Annotated in this window: 12 protein-coding genes; 10 read left to right on the top strand and 2 right to left on the bottom strand. The window is 65.2% G+C overall.

Annotation, left to right across the window (positions count from 1 at the left end; genetic code table 11):
• The 10 genes from ACFFGH_RS01670 to ACFFGH_RS01715 are packed head-to-tail and all read left to right on the top strand — an operon-like array spanning nucleotide 1 to nucleotide 8,369.
• Nucleotides 1–672 carry a hypothetical protein gene (locus ACFFGH_RS01670; protein WP_386664262.1) on the top strand — a complete coding sequence of 224 codons (672 nt, stop codon included), beginning with the start codon at nucleotides 1–3 and terminating at the stop codon, nucleotides 670–672.
• On the top strand, nucleotides 669–863 hold the full coding sequence (locus ACFFGH_RS01675) for a hypothetical protein (protein WP_386664264.1): 195 nt from the start codon (nucleotides 669–671) through the stop codon (nucleotides 861–863). Before ACFFGH_RS01670 ends, ACFFGH_RS01675 begins: the two co-directional genes overlap by 4 nt.
• Nucleotides 860–1,705 (top strand): Flp pilus assembly protein CpaB, encoded by an 846-nt coding sequence (gene cpaB / locus ACFFGH_RS01680; RefSeq protein ID WP_386664265.1) that lies wholly within the window; start codon nucleotides 860–862, stop codon nucleotides 1,703–1,705. The genes ACFFGH_RS01675 and cpaB overlap by 4 nt, the downstream gene beginning before the upstream one ends.
• A 1-nt stretch (nucleotide 1,706) precedes the next feature.
• Complete coding sequence (locus ACFFGH_RS01685) at nucleotides 1,707–3,242, top strand: type II and III secretion system protein family protein (RefSeq protein ID WP_386664266.1); 1,536 nt, start codon at nucleotides 1,707–1,709, stop codon at nucleotides 3,240–3,242.
• A 2-nt stretch (nucleotides 3,243–3,244) separates the two neighbouring features.
• Nucleotides 3,245–4,963: a TadA family conjugal transfer-associated ATPase gene (locus ACFFGH_RS01690; protein WP_386664268.1), complete on the top strand. Its 1,719-nt coding sequence runs from the start codon at nucleotides 3,245–3,247 to the stop codon at nucleotides 4,961–4,963.
• The gene (locus ACFFGH_RS01695) at nucleotides 4,960–5,808 is read left to right on the top strand and encodes a type II secretion system F family protein (RefSeq protein WP_386664269.1); all 849 of its coding nucleotides are present in this window, start codon (nucleotides 4,960–4,962) and stop codon (nucleotides 5,806–5,808) included. Before ACFFGH_RS01690 ends, ACFFGH_RS01695 begins: the two co-directional genes overlap by 4 nt.
• Nucleotides 5,805–6,695: a type II secretion system F family protein gene (locus tag ACFFGH_RS01700; RefSeq protein WP_386664270.1), complete on the top strand. Its 891-nt coding sequence runs from the start codon at nucleotides 5,805–5,807 to the stop codon at nucleotides 6,693–6,695. The genes ACFFGH_RS01695 and ACFFGH_RS01700 overlap by 4 nt, the downstream gene beginning before the upstream one ends.
• A gap of 29 nt (nucleotides 6,696–6,724) precedes the next feature.
• Nucleotides 6,725–7,087: a DUF192 domain-containing protein gene (locus ACFFGH_RS01705; RefSeq protein ID WP_386667290.1), complete on the top strand. Its 363-nt coding sequence runs from the start codon at nucleotides 6,725–6,727 to the stop codon at nucleotides 7,085–7,087.
• A complete protein-coding gene (locus tag ACFFGH_RS01710) occupies nucleotides 7,084–7,761 on the top strand; it encodes a TadE family protein (RefSeq protein WP_386664272.1) in 678 nt (225 codons plus the stop codon). Before ACFFGH_RS01705 ends, ACFFGH_RS01710 begins: the two co-directional genes overlap by 4 nt.
• Nucleotides 7,762–7,781: 20 nt before the next feature.
• Nucleotides 7,782–8,369: a hypothetical protein gene (locus ACFFGH_RS01715; protein WP_386664273.1), complete on the top strand. Its 588-nt coding sequence runs from the start codon at nucleotides 7,782–7,784 to the stop codon at nucleotides 8,367–8,369.
• A 649-nt stretch (nucleotides 8,370–9,018) separates the two neighbouring features.
• On the opposite strand, the gene ACFFGH_RS01720 is transcribed toward ACFFGH_RS01715, so the two are convergent.
• Both ACFFGH_RS01720 and ACFFGH_RS01725 read right to left on the bottom strand, forming a co-directional pair.
• Nucleotides 9,019–11,001 carry a M20/M25/M40 family metallo-hydrolase gene (locus ACFFGH_RS01720; protein ID WP_386664274.1) on the bottom strand — a complete coding sequence of 661 codons (1,983 nt, stop codon included), beginning with the start codon at nucleotides 10,999–11,001 and terminating at the stop codon, nucleotides 9,019–9,021.
• A 256-nt stretch (nucleotides 11,002–11,257) separates the two neighbouring features.
• Nucleotides 11,258–13,129, bottom strand: a complete 1,872-nt coding sequence (locus ACFFGH_RS01725) for a M4 family metallopeptidase (protein ID WP_386664275.1) — start codon at nucleotides 13,127–13,129, stop codon at nucleotides 11,258–11,260.
• Between the last annotated feature and the right edge of the window lie 471 nt (nucleotides 13,130–13,600).

The raw sequence follows: 13,600 nt of genomic DNA on the forward strand, positions 1-13,600 counted from the left end.
ATGAAATTGCTGATCCGACTGGCGGCGGCGATCGTCCTGCTCTGTGGGGGATTGCCCGCCGCCGCCCAAGACTGGCCATCCGTGCCGGTACCCGCCGACGCCGCGGGTTACTGGGTGACCGAGCACATGCTCTACAACGGGCTGAACATGCGCGCGAGCCGCTTCGAGATCGCGCAGCCGCTCGCCAAGGTCGAAGCGTTTTATCGCGACGCATGGGGCGCCCGTATGGCGCGCACCCCATGGCGCAACAAGACGATTCTCGGCCGCGCCGAGGGACGGCACTACATCACTGTCGAGTTGACGCCTGCGGGCAATGCGACGCGCGGGCAGATCGGCGTGATGGAGATACCGCGCGAGGCGCCCCGCACTCCGCCCGGCAGCGGATTTCCAATGCCTTCGCAGACGAAGGTATCCGAAGACATCGTCTACCTCGACACGCCGCAACGCACGAGAACGCTCAACATGGAGAATGCGTTTTCGCCACTCCAGAATGCGCAGTTTTACTCGCGGACGATGAAGGCCCGCGGCTACGTGCCCGAGCGTGGCTCTACGCCCTGCACGGCTGCCAGCGATCAATGCATCTCGTTCTACAGCCGCCATGACGCGAAGCTGATGCTCTCATTCAAGCGCGTCGCCAGCGGCAGCAACCTGGTCGCGGTGCAGAGCCGATGAAGTCTTGCAACGTTCCCCCGCCGCGATGCGCCGAGCAGGGTCAAGCGACCGTCGAATACACCATCGTGGTCCTGCTGTCGGTCACGGTGCTGGTCGCGCGTCCGGACGTGATCGTGGAGCTCGTCCGCGTACTGCGTGATATCTACCTCGCGTTTGTCTACGCGATCTCCCTCTCGTCATTGCCAATTTGAATCGAGCCGTCGTGAAGCCCATCAGACCCAACATCAACCGCAACCTGATCTACATGATCGTCGCGCTCGTGCTCGCGGCCATCGCATCGCTGGTCGCGGTTCGCTATGTCCAGACCGTCGTCGCCGAAAAGACACGCGACGACCAGGTGCTGATGGAGGTGACGGTTCCGAACGAAGACCTGCCCCAGGGCACGATCCTTCGAGAGGACCAGCTTTCCCTGCGCGCCGTGCCAGCCGACTTCGTGCCAGCCGATGCGCTTACGCCAGAAAACTATGAGATGTATGCAGGCCGCGTGCTGCGCAACGCGGTCCGTGCCGGCGCACCGTTGAGCGCGGGCGCGCTGTCACCGCTGTACGACCAGTTTTCGCGTGTCATTCCGAAAGGAAAGGTCGCCTATACGCTCAGCGTGGACGAGAACAACTCCATCTCCGGAATGATCGCGCCCGGCGACATGATCGACATCCTCTTCCTGAAGGATGGCGAATCCGGTCGCGAGGGTGCGCGTTTGTTTCCGCTGTTGCAGCAGATCAAGGTGCTCGCAACCGGCACGCGGGTTGGCGAGAAGGTCACGCCCGAAGTCGAAGGCGCGCCGGACGTGGAAGGCTACTCCAGTGTCACGTTGGAACTCGACCACTACCAGGCCAAGCAGCTTGCGGTTGCATCCAAGGCGGGGAACCTGCGCGTGCTGCTGCGCGAGATCACGGACAACTCGCCGGGCATGGCAAATGGCCTGAGCGAGCGTGATCTGTTGCGCTCGCTCGGGGGGGAAGGATCAGCGCCGGCCCGTGCACGGGCGGCGCAGGCGAGCGGTATCGAATTCATCATCGGCGGTCGGGGCTGACATGCAATACATAGCAACAGGTGGCGCCAACGCGCGCCGCCACGGGGTCGCGTTGTCCATTATTTGCGCGGCGCAGCTCGCGCTCGCGACCGCGGCCGCGCAGCAGCCAGCCGATGTGCAGGTGCCCGTCATACAGGCGACGCCAGTCCAGGCGCCGGTCGCGACACCTGAAGAAGGAAGCAACGCCACCCTTGATCCGACACAGGCCCGGTTCGACGAAGTCCTCCTGCAGCAGCCCGCTGCATCCGCGTTGCATGGGGACGGGCGCGCGTCGTCCGCCACGCCGCTGCCGGACGTCCTACGCCTGTTCGCCGGACAGGCGGCGGTGCACCGCGTGCCCGGCGCCCTGCGAAGGGTCGCCGTCGGCAATGGCGAGGTACTGAGCGTCCACACCGTGGGCCGCAACGAGGTGGTGCTCATCGGCACGCGTGGCGGCGAGACCACACTTCATCTGTGGTTGAGCGACGGCACCCAGCGCAGCATTCCGGTCAGTGTGTCCGCCGACAGCAGCGACGCGGTAGCGGCGACTGTCCGGACATTGCTCGGGAACGTCCCTGGGCTGACCGTCATGCCGGTCGGTGCGAACGTCGTGGTGTCCGGAAACGAGCTTGACGAGGGGACCGGCCAGCGGCTCGCTGCAATCCAGAAACTGTATCCGCAGGTGCTCAATTTCGCGAGCGTGGACCCTGTGGGCATGCGTCCCATGGTGAAGATGGACGTCCAGATCATGGAGTTCAACCGCAACGCACTCGAAGAGCTCGGGATTCGCTGGGACACCGCGATCGCCGGGCCGCTGGGTGGCGTGATCAAGGACGTGACCACCAACCCGTTCTTCCGCGTGCTGCCCGGGAGCAACCGGACGTTCGACGACCTGCGCGACACCCTCCCGCCCCGGCTGCCCGGCACGCAGGCGTACTTCGGCATCGCATCGACCATCGCCTCGTCGATCAACCTGCTCATGAGCCAGGGCAAGGCCTGGGTGCTCGCGTCACCGCAGCTCAGCGTGCGTAGTGGCAGCGAGGCGACATTCCTCGCGGGTGGCGAAGTGCCGATCGTGGTGCCCAGCCTGCTCGGTACCACGCAGATCGAATACAAAGAGTACGGCGTGCGACTCAACATCCAGCCGTCGGTGAACGACCAGGGGCAGGTCTTCACGAGCGTCATGGCCGAGGTCAGCCGCATCGACCCGTCGGTTTCCGTCCAGGGCGTTCCGGGCTTCCTTACCCGGCGCACGCAGTCGGAGATCAATGTCCACACCGGCGAGACCATCGTGATCTCGGGGCTGATCGACACCTCCGCAGCGACCTCGGCCGACAAGTTCCCGCTGCTCGGCGATATCCCGGTGCTCGGCCGCCTGTTCCGCTCCGACGGTTTCCGGGGCCAGCGAACCGAACTGGTCGTGTTCGTCACGCCACGCGTCGTGTCTCCCGCGTCGCCGGAGAACCAGGAAAGCCTGAGGCACGGTCAGCGCATACGTGATTCGGTCGACGACGAGATCAGCCGTCGCCAGAAGAAGATGATCGGAACGGGCGGCTGAACATGTTCGACGTCCTCATCCACGCACCGGGCCGTGAGCCGCGCCGCGTACAGTGCATGCATCGTGAGTGCGGCATCGGTCGCGACGACGCGAACCTGGTGATGCTGCAGGGGTGGACGATCGCGAGTCGGCACGCATCGCTCAGCCGCGAGGACGACGGTGTTTACATCCTCTCGCTCGGCGGCCAGGCGCCGATCATGGTCAACGACACGCGCGTGACCGCACGCCACGGGCCCCTGCACAGCCGCGACGAGATCCGGATCGGCGACTATCTGCTGCGGATCTCCGGCGACGAAGCATCGCGCGTGGTTCAGACGCCGCCACTCGCCCGTGATTTCAATGTCGGGCTGTCGGCTGCGGCCCCCGCATCGGAGCCGCTGGCCGTCGGCGCGCCCAGTCTCTCCACCGCGCTCGCGGTGCCCGTGCAGCCGCCGCCGGATCTGAACGCGTGGCGCGCGAAGGTGCATGCCGCGCTCGTGCGCCAGATGGACCTGCGCCGGGTCGACGTGCGCAGCATGAGCGACGAGGCGCTGCGCGACAGCACCGTCAACATGGTCGACGAAATCCTGCAGCGTGATTTCAGCGACCTGCCCAAGCACATCAATCCGCGTCGCCTCGCGAAAGAAGTGCTCGACGAGGCGATCGGCCTGGGGCCGCTGGAGGACCTCATCGAGGACCCGACGGTCACCGAGATCATGGTCAACGCGCATGACGAGATCTTCGTCGAGCGCGGCGGCCGCATCGTGCGCTCGGACGTCACGTTCACCAGCGAACGCGCGGCACTCGCGGCAATCGAGCGCATCGTGACCCCGCTTGGACGGCGGATCGACGAAAGCTCGCCGCTTGTGGACGCCCGGCTGAAGGACGGCTCGCGCGTGAATGCGGTGATTCCGCCGGTGGCGCTGCGAGGACCGAGCATCAGCATCCGCAAATTCGCGAAGCGTGCGCTGGTCGGCCAGGACCTGCTCAGCTTCGGCTCGCTCGACCCGGCGATGCTAGAGTTCCTCGAAATCGCGGTGCGTGAACGACGCAACATCGTGGTCTCCGGCGGCACCGGGTCCGGCAAGACCACCCTGCTCAATATCCTGTCGAACTTCATCCCCGACCACGAGCGAATCGTCACGATCGAGGACGCCGCCGAGCTCAAGCTCGTGCAGCCAAACCTCGTCGCGCTCGAGGCGCGCCCCGCGAACATGGAGGGCAAGGGGCAGATCACGATCCGAGACCTGGTGAAGAATGCGCTGCGCATGCGACCCGACCGCATCGTCGTAGGCGAGTGCCGCGGTGGCGAGTCGCTGGACATGCTTCAGGCGATGAACACGGGCCACGAGGGCTCGTTGACGACCGCGCATGCGAACAACCCCCGCGAAACGCTCTCGCGACTTGAAGTGATGGTGATGATGGCGGGCATGGACCTGCCGATGACCGTCGTGCGCGAGCAGATCGCGTCGGCCGTTGACCTGATCGTGCATCAGAGGCGCTATCCGTGCGGCACCCGCAAGGTGAGCCACATCACCGAGGTAACCGGCGTCGAGAGCGGCACGATCCAGCTGCAGGACGTGTTCCTCTTCAAGCCGACGACCTACAGCGGCGGCGACGGCAAGGTCGTCGGTAATTTCGTCGCGACCGGCGCCGTGCCGGAGTTCTACGAGGAGCTTGCGCAGCGCGGCGTATCGGTGGATCTCGGAATCTTCAGGAACGGACGGGGTGCGCCTGCATGAGTCTTTGGCTGGTGGTTGCACTGATCTTCGCCTGCTTCGCGGTCGGCGGCTTTCTCGTCGTGCAGGCCGCGGATCGCTTCATGAAGCGTTACCGCGAGAACTTCCTCGACCAGGCACGTCTGAACCTTGCGGACATGTTCCTGTTCATGGATCCGACGCAACTGTTCATCTTCAACATCGTGCTGCTCGTGGCCGTCCCGGGCCTGCTGTGGCTCATTACCGGCAACCTGTTCGTTGCGATCGTGATTTCGGTGTTGCTCGCCGTGCTGCCCCGCCGGGTCTACGCGTGGATGAAGCAACGCCGGCTCGACCGCATCCAGGAACAGCTCCCTGATGCTTTGCAGATGATCGCGGGCAGCCTGCGCGCGGGCGTCGGATTCAACCCTGCGCTGGAAGTGATGGTGCATGACGGCCAGCCGCCGCTGGCGCAGGAGCTCGCGCTGGTGCTTCGTGAGCAGCATCTCGGCGTTCGCACCGAAGAGGCGCTCGAGCACTTCAGCCAGCGCGTGCCGATCATGGACGCCGCTCTGTTCGTCGCGGCAGTGAACGTTTCGCGCGAGGTCGGCGGCAACCTGGCCGATACGCTGTCGACGCTTGCCGAGACGCTGCGCCGACGACTCATCATGGAAAACAAGGTCAAGTCACTGACCGCCCAAGGCCGCCTGCAGGGCATCGTAATGGCGATGCTGCCGGTGTTCCTGATCGGATATCTCAGCCTGGCGTACTCCGAGACAATGCGGCCAATGTTCAGCGCCTGGCATGGCTGGGCCATCCTCAGCATTGGTGTCGTGATGGAGTACCTCGGCTATCGCATGTGCCGCAAGATCATGACGATCGACGTATGAACTGGATGCTCGCCCTCGTTGCGGTTACCGCTGCCGCTGCTGTGCTACTGGTGCTCGTGGGTTCGCGCGGCATGTTGCGCGAGGTCGAGACCAGCGACCGCAGTTACCAGGATCCGCTTCCCCGAGCGCTACAGCTGTTATGGCCGCTCGTCACTATCGCAACACGTTTCATCGCGCCCCGGCTGAAGACGGTGCATTTCGAGCGTACCCATCGCCAGTTGCAGGCTGCGGGCCAGGACTACCTGCTTACACCCGAAGAGTTCTACGGTTTACGTATCGTCAGCCTGGTCATCGCGATTTTGTTCTTCCTCGCGTGCGTGGTGATGCTCGACGCGCTGGGTCCGCGCAGCGTCTTCCTGTCGCTCGTTCTCGGCGGCATGCTCGGCTGGGTCTATCCGCAGATCTGGTTGGCTGATCAACGCAAGCTGCGACAACGCAGCGTGGTGCGCGACCTGCCGGTGTTTCTGGACTTCATCACGATGGCGGTCGAGGCGGGCCTGAACATTACCGGCGCGATCGAGCAGTCGGTGTCGAAAGGTCCGCGCGGCCCGCTCTCTCAGGAGTTTTCGCGGATGCTGCGCGATCTGCGCGCCGGACTGTCGCGGGCCGACGCGCTCAGACGCATGGCGGACCGCATGGACATTCCGCAGATCAGCAACTTCACAAGCGCGTTGATCCAGGCGGACAAGGTGGGGGCGAACCTAAGCGAGACCCTGCGCGCCCAAGCCAGCCAGCGTCGTGAGGAGCGCTTTCTGCGCGCGGAAAAGCTCGCGCTGGAGGCACCGGTCAAAATGATGCTGCCGCTTGTGATGTTCTTTTTTCCGCTGATCTTCCTGTTCATCGGGTACTTCATCTATTTGAAGATGCTCGAGGAGGGATTGCTGTGAAATTCCTGAGTGCCCGCTCGGGCCGCCTCGTGCGGGAACAGGGCACGGACATCCCCCGAGCCTGGCTCGCCGACCGCTGGTGGCCCCGATTCCGGGGCCTGCTCGGGCGCCCGCCACTAGCCCGGGACGGCTCGCAGGCCCTCGTGCTCACACCTTGCGCGAGCGTCCACACCGTCGGAATGCGCTATCCGCTCGACCTCGTTTTCCTTGACCGGCATCAGTGCGTACTCGCTTGGCGCGAATATGTAACACCGTGGCGCGCGCGCGCGTGCAAAGGCGCAGTAGCGACTATCGAATTACATGGCGGTGCGCTGCGGGACCTCGCACCCGAACTGCACGAGCGCTGGGTCTGGCAGCCCGATGTCGTAACCACCGAAGGAGGTATTGCATGACGCGCCGTCTCCGCGGTCCCGCACGTCGTTTGGCGACCGGCCAGGGCATGGTCGAATTCGCCATTGTCGTGCCGGTACTGATGTTTCTGATTCTGTCGGTCGTGCAACTGGTGTTGCTGTACCGCGCCAAGGCGACGGTGGATTACGCCGCGCTCGAAGCCGCGCGCGCGGGCGCAGTGCACGGTGCGTCCAAGGACAAAATCGAGGCCGGTTTCGCCCGCGGCATTACGCCGCTGTTCGCCACCGATTCCAGCGTCGGGGGCGCCATGGCAGCTTGGGGGAGGGCAAAGGGCGAAACTTGGCGGTATGCGGACATCGAGATCATCAGCCCGAGCCGCGCGGCATGGAACGAGTTTCGAGAGCTCCAGCATGACGGGCGGTACGCGTTGCCGAACGACAGCCTCGCGTTCCGCAGCAATAGAGTGGGCCGCAGCGGCGTAAACGTGCAGGATGCGAACGTGCTGAAGATCAAGGTGACATACCGCTATCCGCTAGTCGTTCCATTCGTCGGGTGGGTGCTTAAGGGTAAGTCTGAACGGATCAAGGTTGACAGCCCTGTCGAGCGTGCTCGGATGCAAGCGCTTATGTACGACGACCGCCTTCCGATCGAGTCCTATGCGATTGTGCGTATGCAGTCGCCGATCGGCGAGCGCGCGGCGCAGAGACTACCGTGAGCCGGGCGCGCGCTGCAGCGATGGCGTTGCTTTTCGCCGTCGCCATGGACCTGCGTGCCGCCACGCCTGTGGAGGGAAGCGCGGAGGTCGTCACCAACGCGCTAAGCGTGCTCTCCGGGCGCGCCAGGGGGGAATTGCAGACGGTCAATGTGTATTTCCGCGACGCCCAACTCCGCATCGACTTCGTCGGCGCGCGTGGTGGGACATACAGTCTGGTTCGCCCGACTGTCGGCGGCCCATTCCTCCTATTGGACACACGAGGCGGTGCAATTCCGCTGCCAGGACACGACTTCCCGCTTGTGTTCGATCCAGTCCGCCCCAGTTCGGGTATGGGCCTGATGAGCGACTGCCGCAAGCTGCGGGAAGGCATATACGCCGGCCGCAACGCGGTGCAGTGGCGATACCGGGGCGCTCGCCGCCGCGGGCCGGGCGGCAGTGACGCCGGAAGCATGTGGCTGGACGCTCAGACCGGTCTGGTCCTCGCTTACGACGCCGAAGGAACCGGGCGAAACCGGCCTAGCTGGGATGTTCTCAAGGTCCAATATAAGGCGCAGCCCGACGCCGTGTTTGCACCGGGGCCCGCCGAGCCAAGACCACGCCGCGGGTAACGCATCTGAGCCCCGTCCATCGTAGCTGCGACACAGCGCTGCGAGTTCTTGGGCGGCACACGGTAGATCGGCCAAACCGTCTGCGTCACGTGAGCCCCTGCTCGGCGTCTTAGATGCATGGCGCCGTTTGCTGCTGCGCAACCGCCGAAGGGCGCCGACACGACTCGCTGTGTAAACCCAATACGTTGTTCATGTCGGCGGTGCGAAACATGGGCTGCTGATCAGTCAAGCTGGCGCGGGGGCCGGTGGTGGTGGTGGAGCCGGTGCGGTAGGCAAGCGGTTCGCTGGTCGCTGTGCTCATAACGTCGTCCATAGGCGCACTCCCGCAATGCGGTCTCGATGAAGCGCTCGGTCTTTCCGTTCGTGCGCGCGGGGTGTAGGCCCGTGTGCGGATGTGGCGCAGGCCCAGCCTCCGCAGTAGGCGGCGGGACGGACGTGAGCGGTAGCACGAGCTGCCGTCGCTCATAACGCAGGTAAAGCGTACGCCCAGACCGCGGCAACCGTGAAGGCTGCCGATCACGGAGCGGCAGGCACTCATGCCGCTTTCGTTGGACAGCACGCAGCCGTGTTCGGCCCGCGATGCATCGCCCCATGAGATGGCACTGCCCGGCCGCACTAACGGCCGGACAGTGCCGACGTCGCACACACGTCAGAACGTCACACCCCAGCTATCAATCCGCCCGGTGTCACCCGCGTAGTTGTCGTTCACACGCAGCTTCCAGGTGCCGTTGAGCGGTTCGCTGGAGAGGTTGACCGTGTAGGTCGTCGCGATGTTGTCGGCGCTGCCGCCGGAGCGGTTGTGCAGGATGTAGACCGAGCCGTCCGGGGCAATCAGGTCGACTTTCAGGTCGCCGATATACGTATGGACGATGTTGACCGCGACCTTCGCGTCGGACGGCGCGTTGCCGCTGCGACCGGAGACCGACACCGGGCTTTCGACCGTGGCGTTGTCGCGGATCGCGTAGTCGGCGCCGTTGCTGTAGGTCTGCGTCGCGCCGCCGCTGCCGTAGCTGCCGCTGAGGCTGAGGCCGGAGAACGCGCTGTAGCCGTAGACGAGCACGTGGTAAGTGCCGGCCTGGGCAGTGGTGATCGAACACGACTCGGCATTCGTGCTGCCCTGAGAGCGGCAGTCGTAGCTCGTCGTGCTCGCCTGGCTGCCGAACTTCACGTACAGGTCCGCATCGCCCGAGCCGCCGCCAGTGACGAACTTCAGGCCGGATGCGCCGGCCGGGACCTGCATCGTGTAGCGCAGCATTGCACCACGCGCGCCGGACAGACCGGTCACGGCGACACCGTTTTCAAGTGTATTGCCGCCACCGCCGCTGCCGCCGGTCTTGCCGAGCTCGCCGAGAAACGCGAGCCCGAGCCTGGCGAATTTGACGCTGTGGCGCGCGCTGTCGCCCATGTTCGAGAGCGTGTCGTTCGCGGTGTGGATTTGCGAGAACGGCCGCCCACTGCTGTCGCCGCCTTCGAACATCATCGCCGCGGGGTAACCGGCGTTCGTCCACGAGGCGTGGTCGGAGCAGCCGTAGCCGCAGGTGTAAGTGCCGCGGGTGTGGCCCATCGGGGCGAGGTAGGTGTCGAACAGGTTGACGACGAAGGTCTTGAGGTCGGCGTTCGAGTAATCGGTAACGAGCTGCATCTCCTTGGGCGCGCCGGCGTTGTAGTTCGTCATGTCCAGCTGCAGCACGCCGACGACGTTGCGGCCCTGGGTCTTGAACGACTGCGCGATCGCTTTCGAGCCACGCAGGCCCACTTCCTCGGCGGCGTAGCCCATGAACTTGACGGTGCGTTTGGGCTTCCAGCCGCTGGCGAGCGAGACGCGGATGATCTCGGTCAGCGTTGCGATGCCGGAGGCATCGTCGTCCGCGCCGGGCGCGCGCTGGCTCGTGCTGCCGCCGGCGCTGGAGTTGATCGAATCCAGATGCCCACCGATCACCACGATTTCGTTCGGCAGCTCGCTGCCCTGCACGGTCAGGATGACCGACGGCTGGGTGGAGCAGTCGCCGCACGCGGTGAACAGCTCGGTCGTCACGTCGCTGCGCCCGGCGGATAGACCCTGCCAGGCGTTGCGGATCCACTCGGCCGAGGACTTGCCGGTGCTGCTGGTGTAGTAGCGGTTCTGGTAACCGGACAGGTGGTTGATCGTGTCGTAGATGTTGCGTTCGACGACCTGCGACAGCCATGGATCGACGGTGGCGCGGTTGTCGATCGGATAGCTTGCGAGGAAGGTGCCGTTGACCGACTGCGCGGCGGCGTCGGAGCGGATGAACGCATCGGCCTCGGCCTGGCTGTTGAATGCGAAATAGCCGCCGCAGCGCTTTTCATTTTCGTGCACGAAGCGGGTGATGTCGTCGAGCTGGTGCGCGCGGACCGGCAACATCACCAAGTCCTGGCCCAGGCTGTCGCGACGGCCGATCGCGGCGCCGTTGCCGGTGATGGACTGGATGCCGCGGCGGTAGAGCTCGCGTGAGGTCACGATGTAGACCTGCGCGAACGGGTCGGGGCTGCGACCGGGCGCGGCGGTCGTGTGGACATGGTCGTTGTAGGGCGCATGCGTCTGCGCTGCCACGGGGGCGCTGACGAGCATCGCGAGCACGGCCATGAGCACGGCGGGGCGCGGCAGTTTCATCGGGTCGACTCCTTCGCATCCGTCCGATGGGACGGTCCTTTGGGATGGACGCACAGCCACGCGGGCACGCGTCCGGCTGGATGAAGCGCTGATGCCTGCGCCCTGCAGGCAGGGCGCCCCCTTGTCGCACCAGCTTTGGTCGGCGTGGTGACGCGGCGGGTCGCCGCGTACCGGATGCATCGCGCGGATCGCCCGCGCAATGCGGTGACTCGGATAAGGACCGCCACGGCCTGGGCCGCGGCGGTCCGCTTACGCATCAGAACGTGACGCTCCAGCTGTTGATGTAGCCGGTGTCGGCCGAGTAGTTGTCGTTCACCCGCAGCTTCCAGGTGCCGTTGAGCAGCTCGGTCGACAGGTTCACGGTGTAGGTCGTGTTGATGTTGTCGGCACTGCCGCCCGAGCGGTTGTGCAGCACATAGACACTGCCGTCCGGCGCGACCAGGTCGACTTTGAGGTCGCCGATGTAGGTGTGCACGATGTTGACTGCGACCGGCGTCGAGCTCGAGCCGTATCCGCTGCGGCCGGAGATGCTGATCGGGCTTTCGACCGTGCTGTTGTCGCGGATCGCATAGTCCGCGCTGTTCGTGTACGTCTGGCCGCCGCCTCCGCTGCCGCCGCAGCCGGACGGCACGGTGCCGGCGTTGACGCCGACCGCGCTGAACGCGGAGACCACGTCCGAGCCGTTGTAGCCCAGGTCGCAGGCCGCGCGCACGACATCGGCGGCGCCGCTGTTGAAGTTTTCGGTCGAGCTCCAGTACAGGTCGTTCGCCCGCGCGAATGCCTTGAAGCCCCTGGGCACATCCCAGCCGGTCTTCTTCGACAGCAGACAGAACGCCTTGTTGTACACGCCGCTGGAGTAGTGCACGTTCATGCCGGTCGTGTAGTTCGCGGCGTTGTCGATCGACCTGCCATCCTGCGGCGGGTTGCACATGTAGCGCAGCGAGCCGCTGCCCTTCACGATGTCGTAGCCGATCAGGTAGTCGTTCGCGCCGCGGTCATAGAACTCGGCGGCCTCGCCCGAAATATCCGAGAACGCTTCGTTGATGCCACCGGACTGGTTGGAGTACTGCAGTCCCGAGTTCTGCTCGGTGTAGCCATGGCTGACTTCATGTGCGGCGACGTCGAGTGAGACCAGCGGGTAGAACTTCGTCGCGCCATCGCCGAACGTCATCGACGAGCCGTTCCAGAACGCGTTCTCGTAGTTGTTGCTGTAATGCACGCGCATCGTCAGCTGGAACGTCAGCGGCGCCTGGTTCATGTACGCGCGGTACATGTTGAACACGACCGCGCCGAAGTGGTGGGCATCGTTGAGCGGCGAATATGCGCCGTTGATCGCCTTGACCGTGTTGGTCGGGCAACCGAACGAGAACGCGGTGCTGCCGCTGGTGCCGTGATTGAGGTTCACGGTTTTCACGTTCGTGTTGTTCATCGTGCAGGTGCTGCCGGACTGCGCGACGTTGAGATAGGGCAGCCCGCTGCCGTAGGTGTACTGGCCAACCTTCTGGTTGCCGCCGGGGCCGCCGGCGCTCGCATGCGTCAGGCCTTCCCAGCGCTCGATGATTTCGCCGGTGTTCGCATCGATCAGCGCATGCGGGCGCGTCGGGTGGCCGTCATTGTCAAGGAAGTACGAGGTCAGGTACGCGAGCCTTGCACCGTTGCCGCGCGGCACCACAAACAGTTCAGCGCGCTGGTTGATCGCGGCCTGCATCTGCCCCGGCGGGACGCCGTGTGCCTGCATCAGACGCCCGATCGCCTGCGCGCCGCGCAGCTTCGGTGCCACCGATGCGAGGTCGAACGCGAGATCGCGTGCGATTTCGCCGTGTGCGCTCAGCGCATTGCCGCTGGCGTCCTGTTCGACGGTCACCACATGGCCATACACCGGCACGCCGCGGTACATCTGCTGCATGCGGACGGTGCGCGTGCCCTTCACGGTCGGCGCCGACTTGCGCGCCTGCAGGCTGGCCTGCGGGCCCAGGCCCAAGCGTTCGGCGAGCAGGTTCTGCGGGACGGCGTTGAGCGGCTGCGAACGCAGTGCAACGCGCTCCGCAGCGCCCGCCTGAAGGGAAACAACCAAGCCGATTGCGACGGCGAGCATCGAGACTGCGGTGGTGCGGGGATGAGCTGACATCACGAGCGACTCCTTGATCGATGGTGGGACGCACCGCGGCGCGGTGCGAACGTCCGGCGGTCCGCGCCGGTCCTGCCATCCACTCGATCAGCCGGGCCGTGCCCGTGCGTTCAGTGCCCACCCGGAACTTCAGGCGGCCACCCGCAGGTCGCTGGCGACCGTCGAGGGGATCCTGTCGGCTCCCCCCGGTGCCAACAGGCGCAACACTAGGCACCGATTGCGCACGCATGCACGAAGCAGGGTTGCGAGGCCGGCTTTCAAACCGCCGCCCGCAGGTTCTGCAATTCGAAAAAGCCTTGATGCAGCAAGTCTTAAAGCGCGCGGGGCGCTGTCAGCCCGGCGACCACGCCACAAAGATGAATGCGACGTTCATAGTGCGCCGCAACATGAAAGTCCGGTGATGAGCCGCGACCGGCGTGCGCCAACCGACTCTGCGGTGCCAGATGCCGGTCTGTAGCGCTGAGAGCCCCG

The sequence above is a fragment of the Lysobacter korlensis genome (assembly GCF_042434515.1).